The following is a 16,109-nucleotide window of genomic DNA, read 5'->3' as shown; positions in this document are numbered from 1 at the left end:
CCGCAATGGCCAAGGAGGCGAGGTTGAGTTTCGAAGATCTGGAGCCCCGCCGACAGCGCGGCGAGGCTATCGCCGCCCTGGCCCGCGAAGACCTGGACCTCTACGCCGTGGACGAACTGCAGGAGCGGATCGCCGCCCTTGAGGCCGAGATCGCGCGCTCCAGGGCCGCCATCGACGGCAAGTCGTCGCAACGCAGCGCCGCCGATGCGCTGTTCAACTTCCGCTGAGCGACAGCGGTTGGGGATGGTTTCGACGGCGCTCTCCCGAAGAGGCGACTTCCGTGGCATGACGATTGCAGCCAGCGGATGGATGAAATTCTTGGATGGACGCCTGTGACCGCCATTGAAGCCAATCTGAGCCGGGCAGGCCTGTCGGGCGCCGAGGTGCTGGATTTCGCGCGCTCCGAGCTGTTTGAGCGCACCTTCCGCGAAGGCATGGAACTGGTCGAGGAGACCGCCGCCTATCTGGACGGCGACGGGCGTCAGGATTCGCGCCTGCTGTCGCGCGCGGCGGCTCTGTCCTATGCGGGCGAGAGCATGAAGCTGACCACGCGGCTGATGCAGATCGCCTCGTGGCTGCTGGTCCAGCGCGCCGTGCGCGAACAGGATATGAGCGCCGAGGCGGCCGGCGATCCCCGCTATCGCCTGGCGGATCGCCGCATCGAGACGGAACCGCGCCGCGGCGACCTGCCGATCGCCCTGATCGAATACGCCGTGCGGGCCGAGAAGCTCTATGACCGCGTGCTGCACCTGGATCGACAGATGTATGTCGAGCCCGCGACGACCTCCGCCAATCCGGTGCAGAGCCAGATGGATATGCTGCGCGCCGCCTTCGGGTAAGGCGGCGCCTTACGGCGTCACTTCGTCCGGGTCGATCGGAGCGTCGGCCACCACCTGCGGCAGGTTCACAGAGATGCCCAGGGCGTCGGCCAGCTTGGCGTCGCGCTTGTAGACATCCTCGCGGAAGGCGACGCGGCCCTGGCCGTCGACGAAGGCGGTCCAGTAGAGCAGGCGCACGCCGATGTTGCGGCCGGTGGTCACCCGTTTGGTCTCGCCGCTGGCCTGAGCGGCGTCGAACAGGGCCAGGCGTTCGGGATCGGGCGACAGCAACAGGCGTGCGAAGCCGATGGCGTCCTGCACCCGCACGCAACCGTGGCTGCGCTGGCGCACCGACAGGTTGAACGCCCCCCGCGCGGGGGTGTCATGCAGGAAGATGGCGTAGCTGTCCTGCAGCTCGAACTTCACATTGCCCAGCGACGACTTCGGACCGGCGCGCTGCACCACCCAGCCGTCGGCGTTCACGTACATGTCGTTGGCGGCCAGGTAGCCTGGGCCCTTGGGCAGGATTTCGCGGCGCGCGATGCCCATCGGCACCGTCCACGGCGGGTTGGCCACGACCGAGGCGAAGGGCTTTTCAAGGCTGGGGGTCTGATTGGCCGCCGTGCCGACGACGACGCGGTTGGAGTGAACGGGCTTGCCGTCCTTCCAGTAGACCATGATGGCGGCGGCGGTGTTGACCTCGATCCGCTCGGGATTCAGGTCGCGCTTCAGCCAGCGGCGGCGTTCCAGGTTCAGGGCGATCTGGCGGGCGCGATCCTCGGCCGTCGCGGTCAGCGAGCGTTGGGTGGCGCCGCCGATGCGGCCGTCGGCGCCCAGACCGTGGCGGGTCTGGAAACTGCGCACCGCCTGTTGCAACTCAGGGCCGTAGGCCAGATTGCCTTTCAGGCGTTCGGCGTTGGCGGCGCTCAGGTCGCCCTCAGCCGCCAGTCGGGCGACCAGGGCGGGGATGCGCGGGTCGCTGGTCCCCGGCTCGATCGTGCCGCCCATACGGAAGGCGGGCCAGCCGCCCTGGCGGGCGATGCGGCGATAGCGGGCGTAGCCGGCCGACAGATTGGTGTAGCCCAGATCCGTCGGCGGCAGGGCGTCGAACCACTGGCTCAGCTTGTTGGCGGCGACGGCGTCGACCAGGCCGCGCGGCAGGTCGACGCTGTTCTTCTGCATCTCCCACAGCTCTTCGACCGTCTCGGGGCGGACCCGACCCTCGGCCAGGACGCGGGCGTAGGCCAGGGCGGCGGCGGTGGTGCGGATTTCGGCGGTCTCGCGGTCGGCGGCCAGGCCGACAAAGTCGAAGAAGTCGCCGGCCGGCAGGCCGTGGCGCTCGGCCCCGGCGGCGACTTCCTGCAGCACGCGCAGGCGGTCGGCGGTCCAGATCGGCTTGCCCTGGGTCAGCTCGTAGACAGCGCGGACGTCGGCCTGCTGGGCGGCGGGCAGGCGCCCGGCCTGGGCGTCGAAACCGGCGATGAAAACCTGCGGGTCGGTCGTGCGCGTCTGGGCCAGCGCGCCGCTTGCGGCCGCCAGCGTCAGGCTTGTCGTAGCGACGCCAAGGCCCAGTTCCCGTCGATTCATCGTCTGCAACTCTTGTGGTCCGATATCGGCCCGGACCCAACGCCCACGCCCCGAGGGATCGAACGCGCCCATGTTAACGGCGTTCCAGGCAACAAAAAAGCGCCGGCCCGAGGACCGACGCTTTTGTGGCGAACTTGTCGCAGCAAGCGTGGCTTACTTCTTGATGAAGCCGCCGAACTTGTTGTTGAAGCGCGAGACGCGGCCGCCGCGGTCCATCAGGTGCTGGTTGCCGCCGGTCCAGGCCGGGTGAGACGTCGGGTCGATGTCCAGGTTCAGCGTGGCGCCTTCTTTCCCGTAGGTCGAACGGGTCTGGTAGGAGGTGCCGTCGGTCATCACAACAGTGATGAAGTGGTAGTCGGGGTGCGTGTCCGCTTTCATCGATCTTGTCCGTCTCTGCGCGACGACGATGCCGACCGTCACTGCGCGTAATTAGAGAATCCCGCCACGGAGCGCGACGGGAGCGAGGGGCGGCGTTTACACCGGGGGGCGATCCGGGGCAAGAGCGCTGCCATGACCCACGCTGAACCGCAACGTCACGCCCAACCGACAGGCCGTCCCGGCGCCGGGGCCGTCCTGGCCGAACAGATGGACGAGGCGGGGGGCAAGCGCGCCAAGAGCCGCAATATCCGTCCGCTGGGACGACTGCTGCCTTTTCTGGGACGGCACAAGCTGGATGCGGGCATTTCCGCGCTCTGGCTGATCGGCTCGACCATCGCCTCCCTGGCCCTGACGGCGACGGCGCGCGGGGCCATCGATCAGGGGTTTGAAAACGGCGGCGCCGACATCGACAAGTGGTTCCTGATCCTGGGCCTTAACGCCGTGATCCTGGGGCTGGCGACGGCGCTGCGCTACTTCTACGTGACCAAGACCGGCGAGCGGATCATCGCCGATCTGCGCACGGCGTTGTTCCAGCGCATCCTGACGCTGGACCCGGTCTTCTTCGCCCATATGCGCACAGGCGAGGTGCTGTCGCGCCTGACCACGGACATCCAGCTGGTCGACACCCTGCTGACCACCTCCATCAGCTATGCGCTGCGCAACTTCCTGACCCTGATCGGCGGGGTGATCCTGCTGTTCTTCGTCAGCCCCAAACTGACGGCGTTCGTGCTGTTGATCGTGCCCGTGCTGATCGCGCCGCTGTTCGTCTTCGGGCGGATCGTGCGCAAGCTGACGGTGAAGTCGCAGGACACCTTCGCCGGAGCCGTGGGCTTCGCCGGGGAAAGCGTCGACGCCATCGAGACGGTGCAGGCCTTCGGCCGCGAAAAGAGCGCCATCGGCCGCTTCGGCGCAGCGGTGGAGGAGGCGTTCGGCGTCTCCCTGAAGCGGATGCGGGCGCGGGCGGTGATGACCGCCATGATCATCGTCGTCATGTTCGGCGGCGTCACCCTGGTGCTGTGGCTGGGCGCGCAGGACGTCATCGCCGGGACCATGACGCCGGGCGCCTTGCTGCAGTTCGTGCTGCTGTCGGTGTTCGCGGCGGGCGCTGTCGGCGCCTTGGGCGAGAGCTGGGGCGACGTGCAGAAGGCCGCCGGGGCCATGGAGCGGATCGACGAGTTGATGCGGGCGACCCCCGCCATTGCACCGCCCGCCAGCCCTGTGGCCCTGCCTCAGCCGCCGCGCGGCGAGGTGTCGATGTCAGCCGTGGACTTCGCTTATCCGGGCCGCCCCGACCTGCCGGCGCTGAAGGGCTTCAGCCTGACCGTGCGGCCGGGCGAGACGGTGGCCCTGGTCGGGCCGTCGGGGGCGGGCAAGTCCACGGTCTTCCGTCTGCTGCTGCGCTTCTATGACCCGCAGTCCGGTCTCGTGTCGGTCGACGGGGTGGACGTGCGCGCGGCCGATCCGGTCGCGGTGCGCGACCGCTTCGCCTGGGTGTCGCAGGAGGCGCCGCTGTTCTCGGGCTCGGCCTTGGAGAACATTCGCTTCGGCCGCGAGGCCGCTACGCTGGAGGAGGCCCGCGCCGTCGCCGCCGAGGCCCAAGCGCTCGGCTTCATCGACGCCCTGCCGGAAGGCTTCGACACCCCGCTGGGCGAGCGCGGCAAGAGCCTGTCGGGCGGCCAGCGTCAGCGTCTGGCGATCGCGCGGGCCTTGGTGCGCGAGGCGCCGATCCTGCTGCTGGACGAGGCGACCAGCGCGCTCGACGCCGAAAACGAACGTCTGGTGCAGGCCGCGCTGGATCAGGCCATGTCCGAGCGCACCACCCTGGTCATCGCCCACCGCCTGGCGACCGTGCTGCGGGCTGACCGCATCGTGGTGATGGACGGCGGCCAGGTGGTCGAGCAAGGCACGCACGCCGAACTGACGGCCAAGGGCGGCCTCTATGCGCGGCTGGCCAAGCTGCAGTTCCAGGGGACGTAAACCTTCTCCTCCCCATGCAATGGGGAGGTGGCGCGGAGCCGGAGGCGACGTGACGGAGGGGCCGCTTGGTCCCGCGGTCCCGGCCCCTCCACCGCTTCGCGGTCCCCCTCCCCATTTCATGGGGAGGAAAGGCGTCAGCGCGCGTTTATGGCAATCGCAGGGAAATCGCTGAATACAGCGTCAACGCCCAGCGCGTAGATCGCCTTCAGCCAGCCCGTCAGGTCGCCGTGGTCGGCGGGCGCTGCGCCCCTGCGATACTGCGCGGGCAGGAACAGATTCTCGGTTCGGAAGGTCCAGACCACGACCTTCAAGCCCGCCGCATGGGCGTCCTTCGTCAGCGACGAAGCCCGTAGCGCGCGACCCGCGTCATCGCGCGGCACGACCATCAGATCCTGCACCCCGATGGCGTCAGCGTAGCGGGCGATCTCGGCCAGCCCCTGCGGCGTCGCCATCTCAGTGTAGGTCGCGCCGGGCCGGTCGGCGGGGCCGCCGCTCGATTGCATCAATTGCAGCAGCGGCGCGTCGATGCGCGCCGCCAGCCGCTCCAGCGTGCCGACCTCAAAGCACTGGATCAGGATAGGGGCGTCCGCGCCGGTCAGACCGTGGCGCTCCAGCGTCGCGACGAAGGCGTCCTCCATCGGCAGGTTCAGGGCGGCGAAATGGCTGGGGTGCTTCAGCTCCGGCGCGACGCCGATGACGCGGCCGGTGCGGACGCTGGCGTCGCGGGCGATGGCGACCACTTCCTCGAAGGTCAGGATCGGCTCCTGGCCGTCGAAGGCGGCCGAGGCGGGGCGCAGGGCGGGCAGACGCTCGCGCGCGCGCAGGGTCTTCAACTCGGCCAGGGTGAAGCCTTCGGTGAACCAGCCGGTCACGGGGCGGCCGTCGATGTCGCGGGTCGTGCGGCGCGCGGCGAATTCCTCGTGATCGGCGACGTTGGTGGTTTCGCCGATCTCGTTCTCGTGGCGGACGACCAGGTGGCCGTCGCGGGTCATGACCAGGTCCGGCTCGATGAAGTCCGCGCCCTGTTCGATCGCCAACTCATAGGCGGCGCGGGTGTGCTCCGGCCGTTCGCCCGAGGCGCCGCGGTGGGCGATGACGGTAGGCTTGGCGGAGGGAGCGGACATGGCCGGTTGGCTCGACGACAGGAGGACGGCGGTCAGGATGGCGGCGATCATGCGCGAAGGGTAGGGGCAGCACGTGACAGGCGCGTGATCTCTCCCTCCCCTTCATGGGGAGGGTGGTCGTCGCGGAGCGACGAGCGGGTGGGGAGGGCGGAGCCAGGCATGACGAAGGCGGCGCCACGTTAGCGGCGCCGCCCCCACCCGGCCTCGCCCTTCGGGCTCAGCCACCCTCCCCATGAAGGGGAGGGAGAATTTTGCCTTACGCCTCGCGCAGGATCTTGCGCAGCTTGGCCTGGATGTCGGGGTTGCCGGCGACGATCTGCTTGCCCTTCATCGGATCGCCGTCCTGGTCGATGGTGGTGACGACGCCGCCGGCCTCTGTGACCAGCAGGATGCCCGCCGCCACGTCCCACGGCTGCAGGTTGCGCTCGAAATAGGCGTCGTAGCGGCCCGCAGCGACCCAGGCGAAGTCCAGCGATGCGGCGCCCAGACGGCGGATGCCCGCGACGCGCTGGCCCACGGCGTGGATGTCCTTGATGGCCTGGCCGTGGCCAGTCTTGCCGATGAAGGGCAGGCCGGTGGCGATCAGGCACTCGGCCATGTCGGCGCGCCCGGCGGTGCGGATGCGCGTGTCGTTCAGGTAGCAGCCCTTGCCCTTTTCGGCCCAGAACATTTCGTTCATGACCGGGTTGTAGGTGACGCAGGCGACGATCTCGGCCGTGCCGTCGGGGTGCTTGCGCTCCAGGCCCACCGTGATGGCGAAGTGGGGCATGGCGTGCATGAAGTTGGTGGTCCCGTCGATCGGGTCGACGATCCAGGTGTGGGTCTTGTCGGTTCCCTCGATCATGCCGCGCTCTTCGCCCAGGAAGCCGTAGCCCGGGCGGGCCTTCAGCAGCAGTTCGAACAGGGTCTGTTCCGCCTTGATGTCGGCGGCGGTGACGAAGTCGCCGGGGCCCTTGCGGGACACCTGCAGCTGGGACACCTCGCCGAAATCCCGAAGCATCGGGCGGGCGGTCTTGCGGACGGCGTCCATCATGACCTGGAGCAGGGCGGAAGCGAGGGCCATAGGCAGTTCTCCTGATCCGTCGATCCTCAAAAGGCCGGTGGCCCGGATGGACGGAGAAGCAAAAGGGGCGCGGACCATCCGCGCCCCTGTAGTCTTAACTTGCCCGACCTTGGCCGGGAAAGGCGGTGTTTTTTAGTCCGCGCGGCGGACGTATTCGCCGGTCGAGGTGTCGACGACGATCTTCTCGCCGGTCGACATGAAGGGCGGGATCATGACGCGGATGCCGTTCGAAGCCTTGGCGGGCTTATAGGACGACGAGGCGGTCTGGCCCTTCACGGTGGGCTCGGTCTCGACGACTTCCAGAACGACCTGTTCCGGCAGTTCCAGACCGATCGGACGCTCTTCGTGCGACTCGATGACGACCTTCATGCCTTCCTGCAGGTAGGGGATGCGGTCTTCGCCGACCCAACCCTTTTGGAGTTCGATCTGCTCGTAGGATTCGTCGTCCATGAAGACGAGCGTTTCGCCGTTGTCGAACAGGTAGGAGTAGTCGCGCTGTTCCAGCGTGACGCGCTCGACCTTGTCTTCCGAGCGGAAGCGTTCGTTCAGCTTGTTGCCGGTCTCGAGGTTCTTGGCCTCGACGTTGGCGAAGGCGCCGCCCTTGCCGGGCTTGACGTGGCTGGCCTTGGTGACGACCCACAGGCCGCCGTTGTGTTGCAGGACCATGCCGGGCTTGATGGTGTTGGCGTTGATTTTCATGAGAACCGTAGGGCTCGTTGCTGGGGGGCGGCTGGCGCCGACCGCCAGAGCGTGGCGCGCCAAATCGCCGCGAGCCCTAGAGGATAAGGCGAAAAAGGGCAATGGCGCGGGCGCCGCCGCGCGTTGTTTCAGGCCGGGCCGTCCAGGCTGCGCTCAGCCCGATTGGCCAGACGCACGCCGATGCCGGTAGGCGCCGCCAGCTTGGCTGCGCCGGGGTCGAGCTTGCGCGCTTCATGGGCGAAGGCGGCGGCTAGGCCGGCTGAGGACATGGCGGCCAGAATTTGGGTCCAGCGCCCAGTCGGGCGGGCGGCCAGCCAGACGGCGTTGACCGCCTGGGCGACGGCCCACAGGCCCATGGCGGCGTTGCGGCCGGGCCGGGCCGGCGCGTTCCACACGCGCAGAGCCGACAGGGTCGTGGCCGAAAAGACGGCGGGCAGGATCAGGCTGAACGGCCCGCGCGGGCGCTCGGTGATCGGGCCTTCGCGCCTTCGGGCGCCGGTCAGGCTGCGGGCTTGCGGGGGAACGGCGCGGGTGGCGACCACGGTAGCCGCCAGGGCGAAACCGACGGTCACCGCCGCCCCCAGGGCGACGTGCCGCCAGTCGCGGCCTTCAGCATTGAGGAAATCCGCTGCGTGATCGCGGGCGGCGTCGAGGGCGTCATCCATGCTGGTCATGCAGCCAAAACAACCGGGCGCGGCGGACGTTCCCGCTCTCTGACGCCGCGCCCGGCCCTTGGATCAGTTGCCGGTGGCGGCGCCGTCGGTGACGATTTCCTTCATGGCGGACTGCAGATAGTTCTGCGCGCCCATCAGCTGGATCAGGCTGTGCTGGTTCTCCAGGAAGTCCACGTGCTCTTCGGTGTCGGCCAGGATCTTCATCAGCAGGTCGCGGCTGACGTAGTCGCGGGCTTGCTCGCACTGGGTGACGGCGTCGCGCGTCGTCGCGCGGCTGTCGATCTCCAGTTGCAGGTCGGCGCCCAGGCACTCGATCGGATCTTCGCCGACCTTCAGCTTGTGAAGGTCCTGCAGGTTGGGCAGGCCGTCCAGGAAGAGGATGCGTTTGATCAGCATGTCGGCGTGCTTCATCTCGCCGATCGATTCTTCGTAGATGACGTTGCCGAGGTGGCTGAGGCCCCAGCTTTCGAACATGCGGGCGTGCAGGAAGTACTGGTTCACCGCCGTCAGCTCGTTGGTCAGCACCGCATTGAGGGTGCGGATGATCGCGGGATCGCCCTTCATGGTCGTCGTCCTTTAAAAGCAGCGGCGAGTCGGCCTTGACGCAAGACCGAGCCTCGGGACCGCCCGTGACGACTACATACCACGGCTTTGCCGTCGCAGCTTATTTGCGAGTTTTTATCACTGCATTGATAATGCGAGTGAAATCCGCTTTCAAAAACGGATTATTCCGCCGCCATGGCGAAGGCGGACTGCTGCTCCTGGATCATCTGGCGCATCTCGCACACGCATTTGGCGCATTGCGGCGCGCACTGGTGGCTGGCGAAGATGTCCTTCGGGCGGCTAGCGCCCGCCTCGATGGCGAGGGCGACGTCACGCTGGCGGAGACCGTTACAGTTGCAAACGTACAAGGCGAGGCACCCGGAACTTGAGAATGGCTCGCTATAGCATCTATTAAGGCGGGTGCAAATCATTCTCATGCGCTCTGCGACATTGACGCCGTCGGCGTCGGAGGGCAGGGCGGTGTCATGGCTCGTCAACCGCAAATTCCCGCCCGTCCGCCCTGCCGGCTGTATCTGATCACGCCCTCGGCCCTGCCGGACCTGGAAGCCTTCGCCGTCCAGCTGGAGGCCGCCCTGTCCGCCGGCGACTGCGCCGCCGTGCAACTGCGGCTGAAGGAGGCCTCCGACGATGAGATCCGCGCCGCCGTCGCCCGGCTGAGGCCGATCTGCCAGGCGCACGACGTGGCTCTGATCCTGAACGACCGCCCCGATCTGGCCCGCGCTACGGGCTGCGACGGCGTTCACGTCGGCCAGGAAGACGCGTCGCTTGCCGACGCGCGCCGGATCATGGGCGAGGACGCCATGATCGGCGTCACCTGCCATGACAGCCGCCACCTGGCGATGGAGGCGGCCGAGGGGGGCGCCGACTACGTCGCCTTCGGCGCCTTCTACCCCACGCAGACCAAGGACGTCGTGCACCACGCCGAGCCGGGTATCCTGACTATCTGGCAGGAAACCATGGAGACGCCCTGCGTCGCCATCGGCGGGGTGACGGTCGAGAACGCCGGCGGGCTGGCGGCGGCGGGCGCGGACTTCGTGGCGGTCAGCGCTGGCGTGTGGCGCCATCCCGATGGCGCCGCAGCGGCCGTGCGCGCCTTCAACGAGGTGCTGAGCGCCGCGTCCTGAAGTCCCGCGTCGATTTCAGAGGATGTTTAGGAACATCGATCAAGATCAGGTCCCGAGACTCTAATTCTGGGCCGGATTGATGAGCATGAGCCGCGCGCTCCACAGGAGTGAGGTCGCACTGGAAGCGACAGCGAAGGGGGCGATCGGGGTTGAAACCCAGGTCCCGCCCAACGCTGATTTCTTCCGCCAGCCGCTGGCGCCCATCCTGACGGCGCTGGGCGTCGCGATCCTGGTGGTGTTGGCGATCAGCTTCGCTCGCACCAACGGACTGATCGCCGGCTTGTGGGGCGCAGGCGGGCTGGCGATGGCCGCCTGGCTGCGCAGCGGCCGCGGTCTTCAATACGATTTGGGTTTCGGCGCCGTTGTGGCGGCGGGGGTGTTCGCGGGCGAGATACTGGCCGGAAACCCTTTGTGGCTTTCGGCCCTGTTCACCCTGAGCAATGTGCTGGAAATCGTGCTTGCGGTCGTGCTGACGCGCCGAATGGTGACGGGCCTGCACGTCGATAGCGTCCAGGGGCTAGCCCGGTTTTGGACCATATGCGCCATCGCCCCTCTTCCGGCGGCGTTGCTGGGTTGTGTGGCTGTGGCGAACGTGGGCGGACAGGATTCCCTCGACGCCTTCCGCATTTGGTGGAGCGGCCACGCCCTTGGATTCGCCGTGATCGGCGTCGTCGGGCTGAGCCTGCGCAAGGCGCATTGGCGAGTGTTGAAGCAACCGGCGCGACTGGCCGAAGGTCTCGGCCTCGGCGCCCTGCTCGGGGGAGCCTGCTATGCGCTCTTTTCCCATCTTAGCCTGCCGTTCGGCTTCTTGCTGCTGCCCTTGATCCTGCTCGCAGCGGTAAGGTTCCGCGTCATCGGAGCCGCATGGGCTCTGTTAATGGTGTCGGTGGTCGCCATCGGCGGCACGATGGCGGGGCACGGGCCCTATCATCAGTTCGCAGCCGAGGATCGCGCCTTGTTGGCGCAGCTTCTGGTGCTGCTGGGCTATATGCCGATCCTCGTGGTCGCCGCCCTGCTCGAGGAGCGCGACCAACTGATGCAGCGCGCCAAGGAGGGACGATTGCGCGCCGAACGGGCATCGGCCGCCAAGTCTCGGCTGCTGGCTAATGTGGCTCATGAGATCAAGAGCCCCGTCGGCGGCGTCATCGGCATCGGCGAACTGTGGGCGGGCGGCCATCTGGGCCAGGTGACGGACAGCCAGGTCGAAATGGCGCAGATGCTGGTCAAGACGGCGCGCCAGATCGAGGCGCTGACGCATGATCTGCTGGATGTGGCGCGCGCCGAAGCCGGGGCGGTCAAGGTCGACCTGCGGCCGACCGAGGTCAGCGGCGTACTGGAAGACGTGCGCCGGTCCATGGCGCTGTTGCCAGAGGCGGAAGGCCTGCGGATCGACGTGATCGCCGATGGCGACGCCCTGGTGGCGATGGCCGACTCCCAGCGACTGACGCAGGTGGTCGGCAACCTGGCCAGCAACGCCATGAAATACGGCGCGTCGGGCGGGGTGGTCGTTCTGCGGGCGGCATGGAGCGGCGACCGCATCCGCATTGAGGTGATCGATCGGGGGCCGGGCCTGTCGGAAGACAAGCAGGCTCAGCTTTTCGAGCCGTTCAACCGCCTGGGCCTGGATCGCTCCAGCATCGAAGGGCACGGCGTCGGCCTGACGCTGGCCAAGCGGCTGGTCGAACTGCAGGGCGGCGATATCGGCGTGCATTCCGTGGTCGGGCAAGGGGCGACGTTCTGGGTGGAGATCCCGGGCGTCTGAAACAGCTCCGCTGATATGGCCGCTTGACCCGGCGCGGCCCGGGCCGCCAATGTCAGAGCCATGAAAGCCGCTCTCGTCGCCCTGTCGCTTATCGCCCCGCTGGCGGTCGTTGCGACCCCCGCCGCCGCCCAGCAGGACCCGGACGAGCGCGCTCGCATCGAAGAACTGACCCGCCGCCTGAACGGCGCCCCGCCCGCTCCGCAATCGACGGCGCCGTCACGCCCCGCCTCGGCGCCTGCGACCCACACATCTGCGACCCACACATCTGCGACCCAGACATCTGTGACCCAGGCCCCGGCCGGGCCTGCCGCCCGCCAGGACCCGGAAGAACGCGCCCGGATCGAAGAACTGACCCGTCGCCTGAACGGCGCTCCGCCAAGGGCTGAGCCGGGAGCTGTTTCTCCGCCGCGCCCGACCCCGGCGCCTGCGCCCCAGCGCGTCGAGCCGATCCGTCGTCCGCCCGCCTCTGCGCCCGCACCGGCCGCCGTCCAGCCCCAAACTCTGGCCCGCCCGGCGCAACCCGCCCAGGAGGCGCCAGTTCGACGATCGACGACGACCCAGGCGCCGCCCGCCTCGGCCCCGCCGGCGACGCCGAGGCCCGCACCGTCTGCGCCCGCGCCGCAAGGTCTGAGCGCCGCAGAGCGGGCGGCTCTTCCGTTCCGCATCGACCTGCCGCCGGGCTTCCAACTGGTCGAAGGCCGGTCGGGCCCCAACGCTCACGTCTATTCGGCGCGCAAGGCGGGCAAGACCTATCTGATGGTCTACGCTGGGCCGTCGTCGCAGTTTCCCATCTATGACGGCGAGCAGGTGACGGCCGGCGGCCGCATCTCCGTGGTGACGACCGACGGCCCGCGTCGTATCGCAATGGAACACCTCTTCCAGCGCTCGGCGCAACCCGCCGAGATCCACGTCTGGGTGATGGCCCAGGACGGCGCCGATCGCGACGAGGCCGAGCGCATCGCCCAGACGGTGGACCCGAAATAAGGTCTAGTTTTCGGACCAGACGGCCAGTTCGTTGCCGGACGGGTCGCGGAAATGGAAACGACGCCCGCCGGGGAAGGCGAAGATGGCGTGGGTGATCGCGCCGCCCGCCGCCTCGACCTTGGCCTGCATGGCCTCCAGATCATGGGCATAGAGGATGGGCAGGGGCTTGGGCGTCATGGCGTCGGGGGTGAAGCCGCCGTCCAGCCCCTCGCTGAACGCCGAATAGTCCGGGCCATAGTCCTGGAAGCGCCAGCCGAACGCCTCGGCGTAAAACGCCTTGTGCGCCGCCAGATCCGTCGCGGGCAGTTCGAGATAATCCAGCTTGCCGTCTTCGCGCATGGCGACTCTCCGAGAGAAATGGAGACGGACGCTTGCACGACGGCCGACTATGCGCAAATCTGCAAATGATTCGCAAACGCAGGAGTTGGCCCATGATCGTTCTGAGCGCCGGATGCGCCTGCCTGGCCTCGCTGATGCAGCGGGATGCGAACGGAAGACGCGGGCCTGATGCAGAACGGGCGCCGATCGAACCCGACCGGCGCCCGCGTCTGATTTCAAAGAACGGCGGCGATCAGCGCGCCATCTGGGTCTCGCCTGCGCGCCACACGCGATAACGCACCTCGACGTCCGACGGGGCGTAGACCACCACGGGCAGGCGCGAGTTGTAGCGGATCAGCGGCTGTTCCTGCGTCGTCACGAAGGCTTGGCGCTCCGATCCCGGAGGGCAGCCCATCAGGGTGCTGGCCGCGTTCCCCAGGGCGGGCAGGACATAGTAGTCGTAGCCCCAGCCCTCGGCGGTGCGGGTTTCAAGGCGGCCGCCGAAGAACTGACGGTTGCAGTCGACCGTCTGGGTCTTGCCCAGGATCAGTTCGACCTTCAGCGCGTCCTCGTCCGACTGGGCCGGCAGGTTGATGACGTGGCGGGTCTGACCCGGCGTCGCAGCCGGGAAGGCCTTGAGGTCAGCGGAACCGGCCTGGCCGGCGACAGTGTCGTTCTGGGGCATGGCGCCTTCCGCCTGGGCCGTGGCGCAGGCGGCGAGGCTGAGAGCGGCGACGCCGGCGGCGAGCAGGGCAGGGAGTTTCAAGGGGGAGGTCTCCACAGTTAGCTTGACCGCGGACAACGCCACAGGATCAGGGCAGTTCCACGGCCATGGCGACCGCTTCGCCGCCGCCGATGCACAGCGAGGCCACGCCCTTCTTGCCGCCGCGCGCCTGAAGCGCCGCCAGCAGGGTGGACAAGATGCGCGCGCCCGAGGCGCCGATGGGGTGGCCCAGGGCCGTGGCACCGCCGTTGACGTTCAGCTTGTCGCGGTTGATGCCCAACTCCTGTTGGGCGATCATGGCGACGACGGCGAAGGCCTCATTGACCTCCCACAGGTCGACGTCCTCGACCGACCAGCCCGCCTTCTTCAGCGCCTTCTGCATGGCCGGGACCGGGGCGGTGGTGAACAGGCCCGGCTCGTGGGCGTGGGCGGCGTGGGCGGCGACGCGGGCGACGATGGGCAGGCCCAGGGCCTTGGCTGTGCTCTCGCGCGTCATGACTAGGGCGGCGGCGCCGTCCGAGATCGAAGAGGCGTTGGCGGCGGTGATGGCGCCGTCCTTGGTGAAGGCGGGACGCAGGGTCGGGATCTTGGCGGCGTCGGCCTTGCCGGGCTGTTCGTCCTCGCTGACCGTCACCGGGCCTTTGCGAGTGGCGACCTCGACCGGGACGATCTCGGCCTTGAAGGCGCCCGAGGCGATGGCGGCCTTGGCGCGCGTCAGGCTCTCGATGGCGTATTCGTCCATCTGCTCGCGGGTGAACTGATACTGGGCCGCCGCGTCCTCGGCGAAGACGCCCATGGCCTTGCCGGGGGAGTAGGCGTCCTCCAGGCCGTCCATCATCATGGAATCGACGATGACATCGTGGCCGATGCGGGCGCCGCCGCGGTGCTTGTTCATCAGGTAGGGGGCGCCGGTCATCGACTCCATGCCGCCCGCGACGATGACTTCGGCCGTGCCGGCTAGCAGGGCGTCGTGCGCCATCATGGCCGCCTGGAGCCCTGAGCCGCACATCTTGTTCACCGTCGTCGCCTCGACGTGCTTGCCGAGGCCTGCGCCGATGGCGGTCTGGCGCGCCGGGGCCTGACCCAGACCGGCGGGCAGGACGCAGCCCATGAAGATCTGCTCGACCTTTTCAGGCGCGACGCCTGCACGCTCGACAGCGGCCTTGACCGCGACAGCGCCCAGGTCGGTGGCCTTGACCGGCGACAGCGCGCCCTGGAAGCCGCCCATCGGCGTGCGGGCGAAGGAGCAGATGACGACGGGATCAGCGGCGGCGGTCATGTGGGGCGTTTCCGTAAGTGAATCGTTTCGCGGGGGATTAGGGGAGGCGAAGGCCCGCTGGCAAGCGGGGCGGCTTACAGCAGCTTGCGGCGCTGGCGGGCCAGGGCCAGCGGGCGGCCGTCTGCGCCCCAAGCGACGGCCTCGTCCACCGACCAGCCCAGGCCGTGGTCCAGCAGGCGGTATTCGAAGAAGGCCCAGCCGCCTGGCGCATTGTCGGGCGTCGGATCGTTCAGGAAGTCGCAGCGCAGGTCTACCGTCGTCATCATCGGCGGCGCCTTGAACGCCGTCCAGGCGGGCGGATAGAGGGCGTCCAGCAGGTAGCACATCCGCAGCTCGTCCAGCGGCGCCCCGTCCTTCACCCGCATCCAGACCCGCTCGACGACGGGCTTGGCTTCATTGCCGCCAAGGATGTTAGGGCCGCCGTCAAAGCGATAGTCGACGTGCTGGGCGAAGCGCGGCGCCATCGGGCCGCTGATGCCTGGCGCGTCCATCAGGCTGTCCAGCGAGGGCGGCGCCGCCAGCAGCGGCGTCAGAGGCGCGGGCGTCGGCCCGTCGGCGCCATAGGTGGCGCTGGCGTGGTGTGTCAGTTTCGATCCCTGCCCGCCCTCGACCACGGAATAGGCGACATTGCGGCCGCCCCGCAGCATCCGGGGCCGGAAGTTCAGGGACTGGCCGTAACGGGCGGCGGCCAGATACTGGACCGTCAGACTGCGCAGCGGCGCCTCGATCCCCAGTCCCTGACGCATGGCCCCGGCGCACAAGGCCGCCAGCAGGCCGCCGAAGGGAAAGCCCGCTTCGGGCGGGGCGCTGATCGGGCCGTTGGAGAACTCGCCGGACAGGGTGGCGGTCAGAACCCCTTCATCCTCGGGCGTCAGGCGGAAGGCAGCGTGGATCAAGTCGGCTTCGGTCATCACACAACATCGAAAAGCGGAGGCGGAACCTGCGACAGCGCCGCCCCCGAGTCGAGGGAAGGACATGGCCCCGGGGCGGCCATGTCCGTTGCAAATAGAAACTGACTGACTCCGTCGCGATTG

Annotated in this window: 18 protein-coding genes; 6 read left to right on the top strand and 12 right to left on the bottom strand. The window is 68.4% G+C overall.

All coding sequences use genetic code 11. The annotated features are described in order from the left end of the window. Nucleotides 1–23 precede the first annotated feature (23 nt). Both DA69_RS08380 and DA69_RS08375 read left to right on the top strand, forming a co-directional pair. Entirely contained in the window at nucleotides 24–227 is a 204-nt protein-coding gene (locus tag DA69_RS08380) for a DUF1192 domain-containing protein (protein ID WP_227157566.1), read from the top strand. Between the two features lie 78 nt (nucleotides 228–305). Continuing rightward, nucleotides 306–839 (top strand): DUF1465 family protein, encoded by a 534-nt coding sequence (locus DA69_RS08375; RefSeq protein WP_051582127.1) that lies wholly within the window; start codon nucleotides 306–308, stop codon nucleotides 837–839. Nucleotides 840–848: 9 nt separating this feature from the next. Here the strand turns inward: DA69_RS08375 and DA69_RS08370 are convergent, their stop codons facing one another. Together DA69_RS08370 and rpmE are read right to left on the bottom strand one after the other, a co-directional pair. Beyond that, a complete protein-coding gene (locus tag DA69_RS08370) occupies nucleotides 849–2,405 on the bottom strand; it encodes a L,D-transpeptidase family protein (RefSeq protein WP_025978192.1) in 1,557 nt (518 codons plus the stop codon). 153 nt (nucleotides 2,406–2,558) lie between these two features. Beyond that, nucleotides 2,559–2,783: a 50S ribosomal protein L31 gene (gene rpmE, locus DA69_RS08365; RefSeq protein WP_025978193.1), complete on the bottom strand. Its 225-nt coding sequence runs from the start codon at nucleotides 2,781–2,783 to the stop codon at nucleotides 2,559–2,561. A 132-nt stretch (nucleotides 2,784–2,915) separates the two neighbouring features. On the opposite strand from rpmE, the gene DA69_RS08360 reads away from it, so the two are divergent. Then, the gene (locus tag DA69_RS08360) at nucleotides 2,916–4,760 is read left to right on the top strand and encodes an ABC transporter transmembrane domain-containing protein (protein WP_025978194.1); all 1,845 of its coding nucleotides are present in this window, start codon (nucleotides 2,916–2,918) and stop codon (nucleotides 4,758–4,760) included. Between the two features lie 134 nt (nucleotides 4,761–4,894). Here DA69_RS08360 and DA69_RS08355 read toward each other — a convergent pair whose 3' ends face one another. From DA69_RS08355 to DA69_RS14905, 6 genes are all read right to left on the bottom strand, one after another. Further along, nucleotides 4,895–5,935: a glycerophosphodiester phosphodiesterase gene (locus DA69_RS08355; RefSeq protein ID WP_025978195.1), complete on the bottom strand. Its 1,041-nt coding sequence runs from the start codon at nucleotides 5,933–5,935 to the stop codon at nucleotides 4,895–4,897. 205 nt (nucleotides 5,936–6,140) lie between these two features. Further along, nucleotides 6,141–6,947 carry an inositol monophosphatase family protein gene (locus DA69_RS08350; protein WP_025978196.1) on the bottom strand — a complete coding sequence of 269 codons (807 nt, stop codon included), beginning with the start codon at nucleotides 6,945–6,947 and terminating at the stop codon, nucleotides 6,141–6,143. Nucleotides 6,948–7,079: 132 nt separating this feature from the next. Further along, nucleotides 7,080–7,646 carry an elongation factor P gene (gene efp, locus DA69_RS08345; RefSeq protein ID WP_025978197.1) on the bottom strand — a complete coding sequence of 189 codons (567 nt, stop codon included), beginning with the start codon at nucleotides 7,644–7,646 and terminating at the stop codon, nucleotides 7,080–7,082. 128 nt (nucleotides 7,647–7,774) lie between these two features. Beyond that, nucleotides 7,775–8,320 (bottom strand): hypothetical protein, encoded by a 546-nt coding sequence (locus DA69_RS08340; protein WP_025978198.1) that lies wholly within the window; start codon nucleotides 8,318–8,320, stop codon nucleotides 7,775–7,777. 63 nt (nucleotides 8,321–8,383) lie between these two features. Continuing rightward, nucleotides 8,384–8,884 carry a bacterioferritin gene (bfr, locus tag DA69_RS08335; RefSeq protein WP_025978199.1) on the bottom strand — a complete coding sequence of 167 codons (501 nt, stop codon included), beginning with the start codon at nucleotides 8,882–8,884 and terminating at the stop codon, nucleotides 8,384–8,386. Nucleotides 8,885–9,045: 161 nt separating this feature from the next. Continuing rightward, on the bottom strand, nucleotides 9,046–9,231 hold the full coding sequence (locus DA69_RS14905) for a (2Fe-2S)-binding protein (protein WP_025978200.1): 186 nt from the start codon (nucleotides 9,229–9,231) through the stop codon (nucleotides 9,046–9,048). A 117-nt stretch (nucleotides 9,232–9,348) separates the two neighbouring features. On the opposite strand from DA69_RS14905, the gene thiE reads away from it, so the two are divergent. The 3 genes from thiE (at nucleotide 9,349) to DA69_RS08315 (ending at nucleotide 12,754) form a co-directional block, all read left to right on the top strand. Beyond that, nucleotides 9,349–10,008 (top strand): thiamine phosphate synthase, encoded by a 660-nt coding sequence (gene thiE, locus DA69_RS08325; RefSeq protein ID WP_025978201.1) that lies wholly within the window; start codon nucleotides 9,349–9,351, stop codon nucleotides 10,006–10,008. An 85-nt stretch (nucleotides 10,009–10,093) separates the two neighbouring features. Continuing rightward, complete coding sequence (locus DA69_RS08320) at nucleotides 10,094–11,770, top strand: sensor histidine kinase (protein WP_235599138.1); 1,677 nt, start codon at nucleotides 10,094–10,096, stop codon at nucleotides 11,768–11,770. A gap of 60 nt (nucleotides 11,771–11,830) precedes the next feature. Next, nucleotides 11,831–12,754, top strand: a complete 924-nt coding sequence (locus DA69_RS08315) for a hypothetical protein (protein ID WP_025978203.1) — start codon at nucleotides 11,831–11,833, stop codon at nucleotides 12,752–12,754. Nucleotides 12,755–12,757: 3 nt separating this feature from the next. Here the strand turns inward: DA69_RS08315 and DA69_RS08310 are convergent, their stop codons facing one another. The 4 genes from DA69_RS08310 to DA69_RS08295 all read right to left on the bottom strand — a co-directional run bounded on the left by DA69_RS08310 (nucleotide 12,758) and on the right by DA69_RS08295 (nucleotide 15,986). Next, the gene (locus DA69_RS08310) at nucleotides 12,758–13,093 is read right to left on the bottom strand and encodes a VOC family protein (protein ID WP_025978204.1); all 336 of its coding nucleotides are present in this window, start codon (nucleotides 13,091–13,093) and stop codon (nucleotides 12,758–12,760) included. A 232-nt stretch (nucleotides 13,094–13,325) separates the two neighbouring features. Continuing rightward, the gene (gene eco / locus DA69_RS08305; RefSeq protein WP_029972665.1) at nucleotides 13,326–13,838 is read right to left on the bottom strand and encodes a serine protease inhibitor ecotin; all 513 of its coding nucleotides are present in this window, start codon (nucleotides 13,836–13,838) and stop codon (nucleotides 13,326–13,328) included. 46 nt (nucleotides 13,839–13,884) lie between these two features. Beyond that, a complete protein-coding gene (locus DA69_RS08300) occupies nucleotides 13,885–15,075 on the bottom strand; it encodes a thiolase family protein (protein WP_025978206.1) in 1,191 nt (396 codons plus the stop codon). 74 nt (nucleotides 15,076–15,149) lie between these two features. Beyond that, nucleotides 15,150–15,986 carry an acyl-CoA thioesterase gene (locus tag DA69_RS08295; RefSeq protein WP_025978207.1) on the bottom strand — a complete coding sequence of 279 codons (837 nt, stop codon included), beginning with the start codon at nucleotides 15,984–15,986 and terminating at the stop codon, nucleotides 15,150–15,152. Nucleotides 15,987–16,109: the final 123 nt, after the last annotated feature.

The organism is Brevundimonas naejangsanensis (genome assembly GCF_000635915.2).
GTDB classification, from domain to species: domain Bacteria; phylum Pseudomonadota; class Alphaproteobacteria; order Caulobacterales; family Caulobacteraceae; genus Brevundimonas; species Brevundimonas sanguinis.
This window is presented reverse-complemented; position numbering and strand designations above follow the sequence as displayed.